Annotated in this window: 13 protein-coding genes, 1 tRNA gene and 1 pseudogene; 5 read left to right on the top strand and 10 right to left on the bottom strand. The window is 54.3% G+C overall.

The genetic code is table 11. The annotated features are described in order from the left end of the window. Nucleotides 1-196, bottom strand: a pseudogene (locus V7028_RS12385) (hypothetical protein); the annotation flags it as partial. 143 nt (nt 197-339) lie between these two features. Between V7028_RS12385 and rfaQ the strand changes: the two are divergent. Further along, the gene (gene rfaQ, locus V7028_RS12380; RefSeq protein ID WP_334120392.1) at nt 340-1392 is read left to right on the top strand and encodes a putative lipopolysaccharide heptosyltransferase III; all 1053 of its coding nucleotides are present in this window, start codon (nt 340-342) and stop codon (nt 1390-1392) included. Here the strand turns inward: rfaQ and msbA are convergent. The 4 genes from msbA to V7028_RS12360 all read right to left on the bottom strand — a co-directional run bounded on the left by msbA (nt 1365) and on the right by V7028_RS12360 (nt 8386). After that, complete coding sequence (gene msbA / locus V7028_RS12375) at nt 1365-3131, bottom strand: lipid A export permease/ATP-binding protein MsbA (protein ID WP_334120391.1); 1767 nt, start codon at nt 3129-3131, stop codon at nt 1365-1367. The genes rfaQ and msbA overlap by 28 nt on opposite strands. A 370-nt stretch (nt 3132-3501) precedes the next feature. Beyond that, nucleotides 3502-7032, bottom strand: a complete 3531-nt coding sequence (gene dnaE / locus V7028_RS12370; protein WP_334120390.1) for a DNA polymerase III subunit alpha — start codon at nt 7030-7032, stop codon at nt 3502-3504. A 61-nt stretch (nt 7033-7093) separates the two neighbouring features. Next, nucleotides 7094-7654 (bottom strand): flavodoxin family protein, encoded by a 561-nt coding sequence (locus V7028_RS12365; RefSeq protein WP_334120389.1) that lies wholly within the window; start codon nt 7652-7654, stop codon nt 7094-7096. Nucleotides 7655-7675: 21 nt separating this feature from the next. Continuing rightward, a complete protein-coding gene (locus V7028_RS12360; RefSeq protein WP_334120388.1) occupies nt 7676-8386 on the bottom strand; it encodes a pirin family protein in 711 nt (236 codons plus the stop codon). A gap of 97 nt (nt 8387-8483) precedes the next feature. Here V7028_RS12360 and V7028_RS12355 point away from each other — a divergent pair, with 97 nt between their 5' ends. Then, on the top strand, nt 8484-9395 hold the full coding sequence (locus V7028_RS12355) for a LysR substrate-binding domain-containing protein (protein ID WP_334120394.1): 912 nt from the start codon (nt 8484-8486) through the stop codon (nt 9393-9395). Between the two features lie 12 nt (nt 9396-9407). Further along, a complete protein-coding gene (gluQRS, locus tag V7028_RS12350) occupies nt 9408-10319 on the top strand; it encodes a tRNA glutamyl-Q(34) synthetase GluQRS (protein WP_334120387.1) in 912 nt (303 codons plus the stop codon). 10 nt (nt 10320-10329) lie between these two features. Here the strand turns inward: gluQRS and V7028_RS12345 are convergent, their stop codons facing one another. From V7028_RS12345 to V7028_RS12335, 3 genes are all read right to left on the bottom strand, one after another. Next, nucleotides 10330-11979 carry a DEAD/DEAH box helicase gene (locus V7028_RS12345; protein ID WP_334120386.1) on the bottom strand — a complete coding sequence of 550 codons (1650 nt, stop codon included), beginning with the start codon at nt 11977-11979 and terminating at the stop codon, nt 10330-10332. A 115-nt stretch (nt 11980-12094) separates the two neighbouring features. Then, nucleotides 12095-13024 (bottom strand): NAD(P)-dependent oxidoreductase, encoded by a 930-nt coding sequence (locus tag V7028_RS12340; protein ID WP_334120385.1) that lies wholly within the window; start codon nt 13022-13024, stop codon nt 12095-12097. A gap of 102 nt (nt 13025-13126) precedes the next feature. Then, nucleotides 13127-14698, bottom strand: coding sequence for a diguanylate cyclase domain-containing protein (locus V7028_RS12335; protein WP_334120384.1), 1572 nt, complete (start codon nt 14696-14698; stop codon nt 13127-13129). A gap of 163 nt (nt 14699-14861) precedes the next feature. Between V7028_RS12335 and V7028_RS12330 the strand changes: the two genes are divergently transcribed. Continuing rightward, a tRNA-Leu gene (locus V7028_RS12330) sits at nt 14862-14948 on the top strand. Nucleotides 14949-14962: 14 nt separating this feature from the next. Beyond that, the gene (queA, locus tag V7028_RS12325; RefSeq protein ID WP_334120383.1) at nt 14963-16057 is read left to right on the top strand and encodes a tRNA preQ1(34) S-adenosylmethionine ribosyltransferase-isomerase QueA; all 1095 of its coding nucleotides are present in this window, start codon (nt 14963-14965) and stop codon (nt 16055-16057) included. On the opposite strand, the gene V7028_RS12320 is transcribed toward queA, so the two are convergent. Together V7028_RS12320 and V7028_RS12315 are read right to left on the bottom strand one after the other, a co-directional pair. Next, on the bottom strand, nt 16054-16446 hold the full coding sequence (locus tag V7028_RS12320; RefSeq protein ID WP_334120382.1) for a c-type cytochrome: 393 nt from the start codon (nt 16444-16446) through the stop codon (nt 16054-16056). The two genes, queA and V7028_RS12320, sit on opposite strands and share 4 nt — an antisense overlap. Beyond that, a complete protein-coding gene (locus tag V7028_RS12315) occupies nt 16443-16766 on the bottom strand; it encodes a plastocyanin/azurin family copper-binding protein (protein ID WP_334120381.1) in 324 nt (107 codons plus the stop codon). The genes V7028_RS12320 and V7028_RS12315 overlap by 4 nt, the downstream gene beginning before the upstream one ends. Between the last annotated feature and the right edge of the window lie 5 nt (nt 16767-16771).

Here is a 16771-nt window from a genome sequence, read left to right as displayed (position 1 = left end):
GGTGAATGGCGTTGCGAAAGGGGATGTGCTCCACATTCAAACCGAGCTTGTGTGCTTCTTGCGAAATTCGGCTGCCGAGCCTGCACAATATATAAGGTGTGTACCCTTTGGCCTTCAGGCCCACCGCTTGTTCAAGCAACTGCAGTTCTTGACCGCCGATGTTTTTGGAACTTTCAGAAAAGAAAATGGGGGTCATTTGAATTTGAGGGACAAAATTGGTTCGAGTCGCGGTCTATATTCGCTCTATCTTACGCCGCCAGTTTAATGCGCCTTGGTAAGCGCATGGGCGTGAATTCACTCTAAACAATCCTGGGCTGAAACACTTTGCAAAAAATTCTGGTGATTAAATTAAGGCACCACGGCGATGTGCTGTTGACCACGGCGCTATACCACGCCCTGCACGATCAGTTTCCAGGCGCGCAAGTTGACACGCTGATTTACAAAGAAACAACGCCCCTGCTGCAGAACAACCCGCATTTGAACCAGGTGTTGTGTATTGACCGCAAGCTGAAAGGCTTTGCGCGCCTGAAAACAGAACTTGGCCTGGTGTTCAAAGTTCGACAAACCCGTTACGACGCCGTGGTGCATTTGACCGATCAATGGATTGGCGCACTGGTGACCCGGTTTTCCAAAGCACCTGTTCGGGTGCAAATGGCCTACGCCAAGCGCGACAAGGCCTTGTGGCACGCCTGCTTCACCGACCGTGTTGTACCCCCACCCCGTGGGCAATCGCACGCTGTGGAGCTGAACCTGCTGTGCTTGCAGGCCTTTGGTGTCAACCCACGCAGCATTCGCGGTGAAATGGTACTGCGCCCCAGCCCGGAGAACCTTGAGAAAGCGGATCACTTGTTGACTGAAAAAGGCATTGGCGGACCATTTGTATTGATCCACCCTGCCGCCCGTTGGCCCTTCAAGTGCTGGGAAGACGACAAGTTTGCCGACGTGGTGGCGCACCTTCTGAAAAAGGGTTTGCATGTGGTGCTGACCTGCAGCCCAGACCCGGTCGAGGTGGCCACGACAGCTGAAATTGAACGGCTGACCCACAACCGGATTGACGCGCTTTCCGGGAAAGTGGGGAAGTTGGTGAACGTGGGTGGGAAAATGAGCCTGCCTTTGCTGGCGGCCTTGCTGAAACTGTGCAAATTTTATGTGGGCGTGGATTCAGCCCCCATGCACATGGCCGCAGCCTTGAATGTGCCGCAAGTGGCGTTGTTCGGCCCCTCCTGGGTGCAGGAATGGCGGCCTTGGTCTGACAAGGCCACGGTGATTTACGCTGGCGACTTTGGGCCGCTACCCCACCCCGACAGTATTAATACTGACGACCCTACACGCTTGTTGGCCGCAATCCCCACCGAGGTGGTTATTCAGTCTGTGGACAAACTGGTGGACTGATTTTGAATGGAATGCAGATAGTGGTACTTGCCCTGCATGGCCAACAATTCATGGTGCGTGCCCTGTTCAATCAGCTTGCCTTGGTCCAGCACAATGATGAAGTCGGCAGTGGTGAGGGTGGACAAACGGTGCGCAATCACCAAAGTGGTTCGGCCATGGCGCAGCCGCTCCATGTCTTCTTGAACTTCACGCTCAGCCTCGGAATCAAGTGCCGAAGTGGCTTCATCCAGAATAAGAATGGGGGCGTTTTTCAAAAAAGCACGGGCAATTGAAATGCGCTGGCGCTGACCACCGGAAAGGCGCAAACCGTTATCGCCCAACACGGTATCCAGCCCGTGTTCCAGCTTTTCGATGAAGGGCAAGGCGTTGGCCATGCGGGCGGCTTCCAGTATGGCGTCATCAGGAGCACCCCGCATTTCGCCATAGGCAATGTTGTTGCGCACAGTGTCATTCAACAAATGGCTTTCCTGCGTTACCACCGCGATTTGGCGGCGCAGGCATTGCAAATCCCATTGCTTCAAATCCACGCTGTCCAGTTTCACCACACCGCTTGTGGGGTCCAGAAAACGGGGCAGCAGGTTGATCAGCGTGGACTTGCCCCCTCCTGAAACACCGACAATTCCCACAGTTTGGCCAGGCTTCACCCACAAATTGATGCTGTTTAGCGTGGGGGCTTCAGCGCCCGGGAATGTCAGACCGACCTGGTCGAATTCAACATAACCCAAAGCCCGATCGGTGGTGTGCGTGCCGCTGGAGTTTTCAATCGGGCGATCCACCACACGAAATACGTTGTCCGCAGCCGCCAAACCTTTTTGCAATTGCTGGTTGATGTTGGTCAGTCGCTTGACCGGGGCCAGCAGCATCATCATCGCGGTCATGAAAGAAGCAAAGTCACCCGCTGTCATGCTGTTACTTTCAGCCAAAATGCCTGCGAAGTAAACCACCGCAGCCACGGCCGCAGCCAGTATCCACTGCACAATGGCCGAATTGGCTGCGCTGGTGGCCACCAGCTTCACGCGCGATTTCATGATTTCATCCGCGCTTTTCATGAAGCGGTCGGTTTCCACTTGCTGGGCGCCATAAATCTTGATGATTTTCTGTGCCCCGATCACCTCGGAAATACTTTGCACCAAATCCGCATGCGACGTTTGCGCGCTGTGTGCAAAACGGTTCAAGCGTTTGGCGGCGACAGATACACCAATGGCAATCAGCGGCAAAATACCAAAACAAATCAGGGTGAGTTGCCAGTTGGTGTAAAGCAATATGGCCATCAGACCGATCACAATGGCACCATCGCGAATCAGCACCGTGATGATGTTGAAACCCGCTTCGGTAACTGCGTCCACATTGGTCGACACTGTGGAAATAATTTTTCCGGCAGGTTGTTCTACGAAGTACGCGTTTGGGAAACGCAAGATGCCCGACAGCATGTCGAAGCGCAGGTCGTGAACCACCAAGCCGGCAAGCTTGGCACTGCAGTATTCATTGATGTAGGTGGCCAGCCCCCGAACAAGGAACAACACGATGATGATGACCGGCAACCACTTGGCCATTTCAGTGCGTTCGCCCGAAAAGTTTTCGTCGATCAGCGGCTTCATGAGGCTGGCAAAAAGCGGCTCCGTAACCGCAGCAAACACCAAGGCAATGAGCGATGTGGTAAAAAGTGGCCAGTAACGAAGGCTGTAGGAAAGCAGGCGCTTGTACAAGCCTTTGGCGGTGTAATCGGTGATTTCGGGCATGCAGCGTGAACGTGGGTTGGATGGTCGAAGTTTACACGTTTGTGCGCCACCAGCGCGTATCTGCATCAATCAGCGCGAATCCCGGTCGCTTGCCTTGTTCATTGCACACTCGGCGCGAATCCCAATCGTTCACCCGAAAACCTGTATTTCCCTTTTTGAAGTTCACACTGACTCACCGAGCTCGGCAACACTGATGGCCAAGCCTCGGTGTTGGCATGCTGCCAACCGTGGCGTGTGAATTCAAACGGGCAGGTTTTCTTGAAGGCGAAGCGATTGGAACATCGCTGCCGATTGCGCTACGCACTCGCGCTTTGCTGGAAAGCCCGAGCAATTCGCGGGTGCCAGTATTTCGCCAACTCGGCAGGAAGAATTATCCAAACACCCACTTGGCGTTGCCCTGCCCCAACCAGCCTTGCATTTCAATCAGCAGGTCTTCCTCCGGGCGAACTTTCCACTCACTGCTCAACTGCGCCACACACGCGGCATGGCCATTGTGGTAATCAATTTCCACCAAACAACCCTGCTCAGGATCGCGAAAAGGCTCCAGCATGGCGCGCAGCTTTTCAGCATCCGATTGACCATTCATGCTGAGGCGCAAACGGCTTACAAAGTGCGCACGCGCACTGGCCAGCGAATGCAGGTTTTCGGCAGAAATTCGCAAACCGCCAGTGTACGAATCTTCAGACACTTTGCCTTGCAACACCAGCAAAGAGTCTTCTTTCAACAGGCTTCGATTGGCCTCAAACTGCTCGTTGAAAATAGACAACTCAACCTGCGCGGTTGAATCATCAAGCAACACAATCGCCATTTTTCCGCGCTTGGTCATCATGGTGCGCAAGGATGCAATCACCCCGGCCATCCAAACCAATTCGCGACCGGGCGACAGGTCTTTCAACTTCAGCTTAACAAACTGCCGAACTTTGTCTTCATCGGCCTTGAACAAGTGCCCACTGAAGTAATAGCCCAGTGCCGCTTTTTCCTGCTGCAGTTTTTCGCGTTCGCTCCAGGTGGGCACATCCACCAGTTCTGGCGGTGCATCGCCACCCAGGTCTTCACCAAACAAACTCACCTGTGCGGCGGTTGCAGCCTGCTGGGCAGCCCACTCCATGGCTTGGCCTGAACTGGCCAGCAGCTTGGCACGGTCGGGATTAATCGCATCAAACGCTCCGGCACGAATCAGCGCTTCAATCACCCTGCGGTTGATCTGTTTGCTGTCGACCCGCTTTACGAAATCGAACAGGCTGCTGAAAGGGCCATTGGCAGCACGCTCGGCCACAATGGCTTCGCACGCCGCCTGGCCTGTGCCTTTGACTGCACCCAAACCGTAGCGAATCGCACTGGCGCGTTTTTCGCCATCAATGCGCACCGCAGTGAAGCGGAAGTTGGACTCATTTACATCGGGGCCCAGCATGGTGACTGTGGTGCCCGCCTTTTTACCCGGCACCTGGCACATGGCCATCGCGTCTTCCACAAAGATTTTTACTTTGTCGGTGTCGTCCATGTCTGAACTCATCGACGCCGCCATGAATTCAGCCGGGTAATGCGCCTTCAACCACGCGGTGTGGTACGCAATCAATGCATATGCGGCGGAGTGCGATTTGTTGAAACCGTATTCCGCAAATTTTTCCATCAAGTCGAAAAGCTGCTTGGCCACCGCCGGGTCTACGCCGCGCTCAGTGGCACCGGTGGTGAAAATTTCACGCTGCTTGGCCATTTCTTCGGGCTTCTTTTTACCCATGGCACGCCGCAAAAGGTCTGCGCCGCCCAGGCTATAACCCGCCAGAATTTGCGCAACCAACATCACCTGCTCTTGATACACAATCACACCGTAGGTGCTTTTCAGAATGCCTTCGAGCTTTGGGTGGAAGTACCACTCGGCTCGCCCCTTGCCGGTTTTCGAGGTTTCCTTTTTTCGGGCAATGAAGTCGTCCACCATGCCGGAACCCAAGGGGCCGGGGCGGTTCAACGCCATCAAGGCGATGATGTCTTCGAAGTTGTCTGGCTTGAGCTTTTTTTCAAGGTCTTTCGCGGAACGCGATTCAGACTGAAACACAGCGGTGGTGTTGCCGTCCGAGAACAACTGGTACACCGCAGGGTCGTCCAGCGGCAAGTCTTCCAGACGGAAATCGCGCTGATCTTCGTAGTTCTCGCGCACCCAGCGCACAGCCCAATCCAGAATGGTCAGGTTGCGCAGGCCCAAGAAGTCGAACTTCACCAGGCCCACGGCTTCCACGTCGTCTTTGTCGTACTGCGACACCACGGAATCGGTGGAACCATCAGCACAATACAAGGGGCAGAAGTCAGTCAACTTGCCCGGCGCAATCAATACCCCACCGGCGTGCATGCCCACGTTTCGGGTCAGGCCTTCCAGCGGCCTGGCCACTGCAATAATTTCCCTGGCTTCGTCTTCGTTTTCCACACGTTCACGGAACGTGGGCTCGTCGGCCATGGCGCGGTCAAGGTCCCAAGGGTCGGCGGGCGTTTGTGGAATCAGTTTCGACAAGCCGTCGCAATACATGTAAGGCATGTCGAGCACGCGGCCTGCGTCGCGAATTACCGCCTTCGCGCCAAGGGTACCGAAGGTGGCAATTTGGCTAACCGCATCGCGCCCATAGTTCTGCTTCACGTAATCGATTACGCGGTCGCGGTTGTCCTGGCAGAAATCGATGTCGAAGTCGGGCATTGAAACCCGTTCGGGGTTCAAGAAACGTTCGAACAGCAAGTCATAACGCAGCGGGTCCAGGTCGGTAATACCCAATGAATAGGCCACCAGCGAACCGGCACCAGAACCCCGGCCGGGCCCCACGGGCACGCCATTTTGTTTGCCCCAGTTAATGAAATCCTGAACGATCAGGAAATAACCGGGAAAGCCCATGCCAATGATGGTATCGCATTCAATTTTCAAGCGCGCTTCATAGTCAGGGCGCATTTTTTCGCGCTCTTCGACATTGGGGAACAGGTGCGCAAGACGTTTCTCTAGGCCTTCTTTGGACAAATGCACCAGAAAATCATCCAGTGTCATGCCATCGGGCGTGGGGAAAGCGGGCAGCTTGGGTTTGCCCAATTCAAGTGTTAAATTGCAACGCTGGGCAATTCGAATGCTGTTGCGAATGGCACTGGGAATGTCGGCAAACAGCTCGGCCATTTCCTGCGCTGTTTTGAAATACTGTTCTTCGGTGAAGCGGCGCGGCCTGCGCGGGTTGGATAAAATTTCGCCCTGCGCAATACACACCCGTGCTTCATGCGCGCGGAAATCTTCAGGCTTTAAAAACTGAATGGGGTGTGTAGCCACCACAGGCAACTGCAACTTGGCCGCCAACTGGCAGCTTAAATTCACCAGGTTCTCAGCTTGGGTAGAACCGTCGCGCTGCAGTTCGATGTAATAACGGCCTTCAAAGTAGCGCAGGAATTTGCGGGCAGAATCTTCCGCGCGGGCCATATTGCCGCCCAGCAAGAACTGGCCAACGTCGGAATTCGCAAAGCCCGACACGGCGATCATGCCATCGCAGCCCACGTCATCGAACCACTCCAACTTCAGCGTGGCTTTGCCGCGTTTCTGATTGCGCAAAAACGCACGGCTTAAAAGTTCGCACAGCTGCAAATAGCCTTTGTGGTTTTGCACCAGCAACAGCACGCGCGCCGGTTGCTCTTCATCCCGCTCGCTTTCAATCCACACATCGCAAGCGGCAATGGGCTTTACACCCGCGCCACGCGCCTTGCCATAAAACTTGATCAAACCAAACAGGTTGGACAGGTCGGAAATGGCCAAGGCCGGCATGCCGCAGCCAGCGGCGGCCTTAACAGCCTCGCCCACTCGCACCATGCCATCAATCACCGAAAACTCGGTGTGCATGCGCAGGTGAACAAAAGTGGAAGGCAATGTGGGGGATGAATTCGTCATCTCCCCATTTTATCCGCAAACGGATATTTGATTACAGCCCATTCACATCTTGGGCAAACTATTAGACTGACAGCTTCTTGGCAAACTCCGCCACCCGTGTACCATAAATTTTCGCGGTTTCCAGGTCAGAAGCAGGCGGGGTCACGTCTGCGGGTGCATTGTCCGATTGAGTCATCACGCCCACCCACGAACCCACGCGGTTCAATTCATTCACATCACCAGGTTTTTGGGCGCTAGGTGTGGCGCTGCCCACCCAGATCATGCCGTGCTGCATGGCGTAGGTTACAAAGTACTGAAGGGTGCTCAGCTTGTCGCCGCTCATCGACATGGAGTTGGTGAAGCCACCGGCCACCTTGTTTTTCCAGCCTCGGTTAAACCACACCTTGCTGGATGCATCTGCGAACTTTTTGAAGTCTGCAGACGCTCCGCCCATGTAAGTAGGCGAGCCAAAAATGATTGCATCGGCCTTGGCCAATACGTCCCAAGTGGCGTCATTCACGTCGTTCACGGAAATCAGGTGGCTTTGAACGCCATCAACCACATCCACGCCCTGCTGAACAAACCCAGCCACCTTGGCGGTGTGGCCGTAGCCACTGTGGTAAACAATTGCAACTTGTGTCATGTCAAAACTCCTTAATTAAAGTTATGCGGGCAAGTCGAAAAACAACACTTCGGCCTGTTCGCTCACATCGAAATTCAATTCACGTTCACCACTGATCAACAGGGCATCGCCGGTTTGCAACAGCACATCGCCCACGGTCACTTCGCCCTTGGCCACGTGCAGATAGCCTTTGCGCGCCGGGTCCAGTTCACGGTGCACGCTTTGCCCACTCAGCCGGCCCGCGTACATTTTTGCGTCTTGGTGAATAAAGGCGATGTCCTTGGCCTGCGCCTCTTCTTTGTCACCCGTCACAATCAAGCCCAGTTGGCCAGTGATGCTGGCAACCTCCAGGTCGTGGTCTTTGTAACCGGGCTGAACGCCATTCACCGCGGGTTCAATCCAGATTTGCAACAGGTGCGCCACATCGGTTTTGTGCGCATTCATTTCTGAATGGCGAATGCCTGTGCCCGCACTCATGCGCTGAATTTGATTGGGCTTGATGGCTGAACCACCGCCCAAGCTGTCCTGGTGACTCAATTCGCCGCCCAACATGTACGTAATAATTTCCATGTCGCGGTGGCCGTGCGTGCCAAACCCGGTTTGTGGCTGCACCCAATCTTCATTGATCACGCGCAGCGGGCCGAAACCCATGTGCTTGGGGTCGTAATAGCTGGAAAAAGAAAAGCTGTGATAGCTCTCCAGCCAGCCGTGCTGGGCATAACCGCGTTCGTTGGATTTTCTGATCTGGAACATGTTCAACCTCCTGTTCAATGATGAATCCAGTGTAGGTGGTGCGGCCAGCCCAAACAAGGCGTAGAATTTGATGAACTCATTCAAAAAAACTGAATCCATGACCATCAACCTGGACAGCCTTGCCCTGCTTGAATTGATTGAAGCGCGGGGCAGTTTTGCGGCCGCCGCCGTGGCCTTGAACAAGGCACCCTCGGCCATCACCTACCAATTGCGGCAACTTGAAGAAAGCCTGGATGTGCTGATCTACGACCGTTCAGGCCACAAAGCCAAACTAACACCCGCAGGCAAAGCCTTGCTGGAGGAAGGCCGCAAATTGCTGGAAAACACCGAAGCACTGACCAAGCGTGTGAAAGCCGTGGCCAGCGGCTGGGAAGCCGAACTGCGCATCGTGCTCGATTCCGTGGTGCCGTTTGAGCAAACCATTCCCTGGATTGAAGCCTTCGACGCATTGGAAAGCCCCACCCGCTTGCGTTTTTCCAGCGAGGTGTTGTCGGGCACCTGGGAAGCTTTGTATTCCGGCCGTGCCGACCTGTTGATTGGCAGCCGCCTGGACCAAAACCAGTTTGCCAGCGCCACAGGCCTTCATATTCAAAGTTTTGGTCAATCACTGTTTGTATTCGCAGTGGCACCAAACCACCCGCTGGCAGATGCAGAGGAACCTGTATGCATCGACACCATTCGCCATTACCGGGCTGTGGCGGTTGGCGACACGTCCCGCAACTTCAAACCGCAGACCCTTGGCCTGCAAAGTGGGCAAGCGGTGTTAACTGTGCCCAACCTGCAAGCCAAAGTGAAGGCACAACTGGCTGGTTTGGGTTGTGGGTGGTTGCCCTGGAACCTGATTGAACAGGAAGTGGCCAACGGCGAGTTAATTGTGAAGAACACTGAAGACGCCACCCGCCACGGCAGCCTGTGTTTTGCCTGGCAGCGCGGCAGCCAAGGCAAGGCACTGGACTGGTGGACCCGACACCTGGCCACGGTGCAGTTGAACTTTCAACCGCCACAATAGACATTACTCAGCATGCAAGTACAAGCCCCTTACATTGGCCGCTTTGCCCCTTCGCCCACCGGCCCGCTACATCTGGGTTCGCTGGCCACTGCGCTGGGCAGTTTTCTGGATGCCAAAGTGCACCGAGGGCAATGGCTTTTGCGCATTGAAGACATCGACGAGGGGCGCAGTGACTCAGCCTCGGCTGAACACATTCTGCACACTTTGAAACGCCATGGCTTGCAGTGGCAAGGCGAGGTGTGGGTGCAATCGCAACGACATACTGTGTATCAAGCCACGCTTACACAATTGCAAGACAAAAACCTGATCTACCCCTGCGCCTGCACCCGCAAAGAGATTGACCAGATCAATGCACACCGGGCCCCCGGTGAAAACCGCATTTACCCCGGCACCTGCAGAAATGGCATGCCTGAAGGCCGCGAGGCACGGGCCATTCGTTTTCGCTGCCCGGTTGAACCCATTGAATGGCGCGACCACAGGCTGGGCGCTCTCAAAGATGATTTGAATGTCAGCAGCGGCGACTTCGTGCTGAAGCGCGGCGATGGCTTTTGGGCCTACCATTTGGTGGTGGTGGTCGACGACTTGGCCAGCAAAGTAACCCACATCGTGCGCGGTGAAGATTTAACCGACACCACCGCGCGGCAAATTGCCGTGTGGAAGGCATTGCAAGGCGGGCTTGATCCGCAAGCTGTGGTGCCGCCCCCAGCCTATTGGCACCTGCCGGTGATACTGGCCGCAGATGGGCAAAAGCTTTCCAAGCAAACCGGGGCATTGGCCGTGCCTGAACACGACCCTGTACTGAATTTGGACACCGTGTGGCGGCATTTTGGTTTGGACAAAATAAAAGCCACTGCTGCTTCGCAGTGGCTTGAATTGGCGGCCCCCGTTTGGGCCAACTACCGGGCAGCGCAAGCCGCGCGGTAGTTTATCGTGCTCAGTTACGTGGACTGCCGCCCAACAAAAACGCCACTGGTGCAGCATTCTTGCTCTTGGGTTTGTTATTGCCCCCAGTTGCCTGACCCGAAGCCGCGGCCTCGGCAGCAGCCTTGTCTTCTTTCGATTCCTGATAGGGCTGGTTAAACAGCGAATCTTTCACGCGTGTTTGAGCCAGCTTGGCACGCAGACGTTCGTATTCGGCATCACGATGAATGGGGGCATTGTCGTTGAAACGCGCACCTTGGTAAGACATGTCACGCGATGGGCGGCGTTCACGTGCAGGTGGTGCAGCGTCATCGCCTGTGCGGGCGGGGCGACGGTCTGAGCGCCCCTCATAAGTACGGGAATCACTGCGCCCCTCAGTGCGTCCTTCACCACGGCTGTCCGAACGTGAACCGCCGCTTCTACCCTCTCGGCCAACACGTTCTTCACGCGGCGCGCGGGCACCCGGCACAAACCCTTCCAGTTCTTCGCGAACAAAGGCCTTGTCCACCAGCTTTTCAATGTCTTTCAAATAGCGCTCATCACGCTTCACCACAAATGAATAAGCTGTTCCCTTGGCCCCAGCCCGGCCCGTGCGGCCAATGCGGTGCACGTAGTCTTCAGGCGTGGTAGGCAAATCGTAGTTGATCACGCACGGCAAATCGGCAATGTCCAGACCACGGGCTGCCACGTCGGTGGCCACCAGCACAGTCACTTCACCGGCCTTGAAAGCCTCAAGCGACTTCGTGCGTTCCGCTTGCGTTTTGTCGCCGTGAATGGCGGTGCTGGATACACCCTGCTTCTCAAGATAAATCGCCAAACGGGCCGTACCCAGCTTGGTATTGGAAAAAACGATGACCTGGCTTAATGCCTTGCTTTGGATCAAGTGACAAACGGCCATGCGTTTGTCTTCTTCGCTGTCGAGCGCAAAAATAACCTGTTTGATGTTCTCGGAAGTCGCATTGCGACGCGCCACTTCAATCAAAGTGGGGGCCACCATAAAGCTTCGGGCCAGCTTCTGGATTTCAGGCGAGAAAGTAGCCGAAAACAACAGGTTCTGGCGCGTTTTGGGCAGCAAATTAATAATTCGTTGAAGGTCGGGCAGAAAGCCCATGTCCAGCATGCGGTCGGCTTCATCCAGCACCAACACCTGCACTTGACCCAAATTAATGCTTTTCTGCTGAACGTGGTCCAGCAGGCGGCCCGGCGTGGCAATCACCAGTTCTACGCCACGGCGCAAGGCCTGAATTTGGGGATTGATATCAACACCGCCATACACCACGGTGGAACGCAACGGCGTGAACTTGGCGTAGGTGTGTACATTGGCAGCAACCTGGTCGGCCAACTCACGGGTGGGTGTCAAAATAAGTGCACGAACCGGGTGGCGGGCTGGCGAAGTGTTTTCCGTGGCCAGCGGCATCAGGCGGTTCAAAATGGGCAGCGAAAAGCCGGCGGTTTTGCCAGTGCCGGTTTGGGCTGCACCCATCACGTCCACGCCAGTCAACACGACAGGAATGGCTTTGGCTTGAATGGGTGTAGGCTGGGTGTACCCCTGGGCATCGATGGCTTTCTGGATGTCGGGGTGCAGCGCGAAGTCTGCAAAGGTTACATTCGCGAGTGCGGCTTCTTCAGCAGCGCTGATGGTATTCGGTTCAGTTTGTGTCATGCACGCATTCTAAGCCTTTTTGATGCTTATTATTTGTGCAATTGCTTTAAATTTACCTGCTGCACCGGCTGGGTGCAGCAAATGTACTTTTCATACAACAGGGCTTGACCTGTCTTCAGATATTTTCAGCGATGAATTCGTCCACATGCTTGATGGCGATACGGCCTGCGTTGGCCTGCGAGCTTTCAGTGCCCCAAGCCACGTGGGGCGTGATGATACAGCGTGGGTGTTGCCACTGAACCATCAGGTGATCGCGGGGGGGGGGCTCTACCTCCAGAACATCCAGCGCGGCGCCACCCAAGTGCCCGCTTTCAATCGCCTGCTTCAGCGCCTCAAACTGTACTAACCCGCCGCGTGCGGTGTTGATCAAAATAGCGCCCTTTTTCATTTTCGGCAGCGTTTGAGGACCAATCAGCCCGCGGGTTTGGTCGTTCAACGGGCAGTGCAGGCTAAGCACATCGCTGTGGGCCAAGCCGTGTTCAAACGTCACATAACCCTCACGGGGTTTGTCCACACCCTGGCGCTCAATGTGCAGAATAGTCATACCAAAGGCTTTGGCGAATTCAATCAATTTTCCACCGATGGCGCCACTGCCCAGCACGCCCAATGTTTGGGTGTGCAGGCCACGCATGGGCAATGTGTGCAGGCAGAAAAAGCGCGAGGCGCTCCAGCTTCCATCGTGCACCAACGCTTCCCACTCGGGCACACGGCGGGTCAACTGCAAAATGCAAGCCATGGCGTGCTCTGCCACCGATTCTGGGCCGTAGTTCACCACATTGCTCACCTTGACCCCACGTTCTGCGCAAGTTGCCTTGTCCACGTTGTCGGTGCCCGTGGCCACCAGTTGAATCATTTTCAGCTTGGGCGCAGCATCCAGTTCTGCCGGGCCAATTTTCACCTTGTTGATAATCAAAATCTCGGCGTCTTTGATTCGCTCTTTCAAGGTGTCTGCCGTTGTGAACGGGTATTCCGTCCAGGTGTGTGTACATTCCGGGCGCGGCAGGGGTGTACGTACGGTTTCGCTTTCCAGCCAAACAATATTCATGAGCAGTGCCTCCAGTTTAGTTGCTAGAAGGCTACCGCCTAATGGCAGGCTTCGACACTGGGGCTAACCATGAAACAGGACAAGAAAAATGCGCACGATGAATCAGACAGACACGGACTTCCCTTGCGGCTCTGTCACCCCGGCGATTCGGTAGCAGTTTTTACCAGACTTTTTCGCCTGATACATTTGCTCGTCGCTGATTTCAAGCAACTCTTGAATGGACGTTCCATGCAAAGGGTGCATGGCCGCACCGATACTGCACGACACGGTCAAGCCATGGTTCTGGCGAATACGCACCAGCAACTTATCGCAGGCAAAAGACTCGATAATTCGCTCTGAAATATTCTTGAGCAGTTGTATATTGCAGCGGGCCACAATGATGGCAAACTCATCGCCGCCCAAACGCGCCACGTGATCCACATTCCGGGTGGCACCTTTCAACAAGGTTGCGCTGGTTTTCAGGATCTGGTCGCCCGCTTTGTGTCCCAAGGTGTCATTCACCGCCTTAAAGCCGTCAAGGTCAAGGAACATCATGCCCAAAGTTTCGCCAGGCAGCAGGCGCGAAAGCCGTGCCTGCAAGGTAAGGTCAAACCCGCGGCGATTTAATACGCCGGTCAGGGGATCACGCTCGACTTCATTGCGCAAATCCTCTACGTTTTTGCGAATGCTGACGTCCTCCACTATCAACACAGCATGCGCCCCCTGCGACTTATCGTTGTACACCGCAAAACGGAATTGCAACACACGGCCATCATTGAAATTCAGTTCAATGGGCATTTCATGGTTGCCAAAGTAATCGGTCACCATGTCTTTTAACAGCATGCGCTGCTCTTTCACCACCCCTGCCATCAACAGCACTTGCTCCAGACGCACGGGCTTGGCCGGTTGAACACTCAACTTCAACATTTTGGCCAAAGCGCGGTTCAGGTACAGCACCTTGAAATTTTCATCAAGATAGGCCACGCCACTTCCCAGGGAAGACAGCAGCACATCAAGCCTGTTCTTCTCGGACACCGAATTTGCGTGGTTCTCCTCCATCACTTTCATTTGCTGCTCAATGGCCTGCGCCATGCTGTTGAAAGCGGCCCCCAAACAGGAAATTTCATCGCGCCCCTTCACTTCAATGCGCGAGTGGATTTTGCCAGACTGCAGCTCCATGGCCTTGCTGCGCAAATCCTCCAGCCGTGCTGACAAGGTATTGCTCAGGCCAAACAAAATCATTGAACAGGCAATTGCACTTAGCAAAAATACACCAGTCAGATAAAACACCATGTCGTTACGGCTACGGTATACATCATGAGGATCAAACAAGATAATCAGTTGATGGCTGGGCGTGGGCAGTGAAATAGTTGACAACAAAGGGGGGGGCACTTGATCGGTCGATTTCGGCACCTCTCCCAATGTATACAAAACGCCGTCCTCAGAATCAATCCAAACCGCTGTGGGTTTGTAGCGGGTGTAAAAATCCCGCACCATGGAAGACACCACATCCATGGAGTAGGTGCTGCCAGGTCGATGTGCTTGCGTCAATTCGGCCTGAAAACTATCTCGCGTGCGCTGCAACTCAGTTTCAGCAACATTGCCCATGTGCGTGTATTGAATGCCCGTGAAAATGCCGCCCAACATCAGTTGGGCCACAAAGGTGGTCAGCAGCCATTTCCATTTGAAAGACATCGTGTTGGGCCAAAAATTCAATTGATTAGCACCAGTATTCACCCGTTCTGCATGGCTTTGAATCCCACGAGAGGGGCATCTTTTTACGAAAAATCAAAAAAAAGACTTATTTCCGCAATGGGGTGTTGTGTTCAATATTGTTTTTTGCCATAATTGCGGGCTTGCCGAGGTGGCGGAATTGGTAGACGCGCTGGACTCAAAATCCAGTGGTAGAGATATCGTGCGGGTTCGATTCCCGCCCTCGGCACCAGCCCCCAGGACACCATGTCAAAACCCATGAAACTGTCCGAATTCGATTTCAATCTTCCAGAACAGCTAATTGCACAGCATCCCCCGGAACACCGAGGCGAGTCGCGCTTGCTTGTTTGCGCCCAAAACACACCAATTGAAGACCATCAGTTTGCGCATGTACTGAATTTGTTGCAACCCAATGACGTGCTGGTGATCAACGACACCAAGGTGCTGAAAGCCCGCCTTCAAGGCCACAAGGCCAGTGGTGGAAAAATCGAAGTCATGCTTGAACGCATACTTGATGACAAACGCTTCAGCGCCATGATTCGTGCCAGCAAGTCCCCCAAACCGGGCAGTGAAGTGGTGCTGGCTGGCGTAGCCACCGCGCGGGTGCTTGCCAAACACGACATGATGTATGAACTTGAGCTTCTGCAAAGCAGCCTGAGCCTTCCCGAGTTGCTTGACTTGCACGGTGCCCTGCCCCTGCCCCCCTACATTGAACACAGCGCCAGCGCGCAAGACGACGAACGCTACCAGACCGTATTCGCCCGCGAACCAGGTGCTGTGGCAGCGCCCACGGCGGGCTTGCATTTCACAGAGCAATTGCTGCAACGGGTACAAGCAAGTGGCGTGAATATTCTGAACCTGACGCTGCACGTGGGCGCCGGCACTTTCCTGCCCGTCAAAACCGACAATGTAGATGAACACGTGATGCACAGCGAACGCTACACCATTTCCGCAGAAGTGGTTGCCGCGCTGCTGAAAGCCAAACAAAATGGTGGGCACATTGTTGCAGTGGGCACCACATCGCTTCGCGCGCTGGAAGCTTGGGCCACGGAAACTGGTTGCGATCTGAATTCACCAAGCGGTTTGGCCAAGGCCGCCGAATTTGCAAAACAGGGCCACGCTGGCGACACTCAAATATTTATCAAACCCGGTTATTCATTCAAAGTAGTCGATCGCCTGATCACAAATTTTCATTTGCCCAAAAGCACCTTGCTGATGCTGGTGTCCGCATTTGCGGGCAAATCGACAATTTTTGCCGCGTATGAGCATGCAATTGCGCAACAATACAGGTTCTTCAGTTACGGTGATGCGATGTGGCTTGAACGCTTGGGTCAGCATTAATGTTTGACCAAAGTTCCCAAATACTGCACCAGATCTGAAATTTGCTCGTCAGTGAGTTCCTGCTCCCACGGGGGCATGAACTTTGATCGACCCAATGCTTCGCCGCCCTGTCGAATAATCATTTCCTTGTACACAGCAGGAAAAGGACTTTGCGTTAAGTCCGCAGGCTTTGGGTTGTATTGCTTTGCAGCGCGTCCCTGGCCATTCGCATCCACACCGTGACATAGAACACAATAGCGTTTGTACACGCTCTCACCGCGAATCAATGCAGCCTCAATAGTACTCTTTGGCGGAAACACCTTCGGTGATCCCAAGCCCCCACCGGCCATTGCAAAGCAAGGCAAAACCGCCAACACAATCACATGAGACCATACGAAAATTGATTTCATTTCACCTTTACCTCCATCCGCATGTCGGGATGGATTGCACATTCGATTTCAACAACCCCCGCCTTGTCAAAGGTGACCGCGCGAGCCTGTCCTTTGGGATAAGAACCCAGATCAAAACTTTTGATCTCAGATAGCGAAAACACATTGTGATTCACCACATCGGAATTTTTGAAAGACACCGAATCACCCACCGCCACACTCAACTGCTTGAGCGTGAATTTTTTATCTTTTTGCTCCACAACATGCTCGGCTGCAAATGCGGGCATTACAGTAAAATGCATCAACACACAGGCGACGCAAGCCAAAACACCTCGACTCATTTTCA

The organism is Limnobacter sp. (genome assembly GCF_036846585.1).
Taxonomy (GTDB): Bacteria; Pseudomonadota; Gammaproteobacteria; order Burkholderiales; family Burkholderiaceae_B; genus Limnobacter.
The sequence above is the reverse complement of the archived record's forward strand: the minus strand, read 5'-3'. Positions and strand labels throughout refer to the sequence as shown.

Excerpts from the sequence above, each read along its gene's own strand:
- gluQRS (WP_334120387.1), top strand. The coding sequence starts at position 9,408 with ATGCAAGTACAAGCCCCTTACATTGGCCGCTTTGCCCCTTCGCCCACC.
- V7028_RS12340 (WP_334120385.1), bottom strand. The coding sequence starts at position 13,024 with ATGAATATTGTTTGGCTGGAAAGCGAAACCGTACGTACACCCCTGCCG.
- V7028_RS12345 (WP_334120386.1), bottom strand. The coding sequence starts at position 11,979 with ATGACACAAACTGAACCGAATACCATCAGCGCTGCTGAAGAAGCCGCA.
- V7028_RS12315 (WP_334120381.1), bottom strand. The coding sequence starts at position 16,766 with ATGAGTCGAGGTGTTTTGGCTTGCGTCGCCTGTGTGTTGATGCATTTT.
- msbA (WP_334120391.1), bottom strand. The coding sequence starts at position 3,131 with ATGCCCGAAATCACCGATTACACCGCCAAAGGCTTGTACAAGCGCCTG.
- V7028_RS12320 (WP_334120382.1), bottom strand. The coding sequence starts at position 16,446 with ATGAAATCAATTTTCGTATGGTCTCATGTGATTGTGTTGGCGGTTTTG.
- V7028_RS12355 (WP_334120394.1), top strand. The coding sequence starts at position 8,484 with ATGACCATCAACCTGGACAGCCTTGCCCTGCTTGAATTGATTGAAGCG.
- dnaE (WP_334120390.1), bottom strand. The coding sequence starts at position 7,032 with ATGACGAATTCATCCCCCACATTGCCTTCCACTTTTGTTCACCTGCGC.
- V7028_RS12335 (WP_334120384.1), bottom strand. The coding sequence starts at position 14,698 with ATGTCTTTCAAATGGAAATGGCTGCTGACCACCTTTGTGGCCCAACTG.
- V7028_RS12365 (WP_334120389.1), bottom strand. The coding sequence starts at position 7,654 with ATGACACAAGTTGCAATTGTTTACCACAGTGGCTACGGCCACACCGCC.
- queA (WP_334120383.1), top strand. The coding sequence starts at position 14,963 with ATGTCAAAACCCATGAAACTGTCCGAATTCGATTTCAATCTTCCAGAA.
- V7028_RS12360 (WP_334120388.1), bottom strand. The coding sequence starts at position 8,386 with ATGTTCCAGATCAGAAAATCCAACGAACGCGGTTATGCCCAGCACGGC.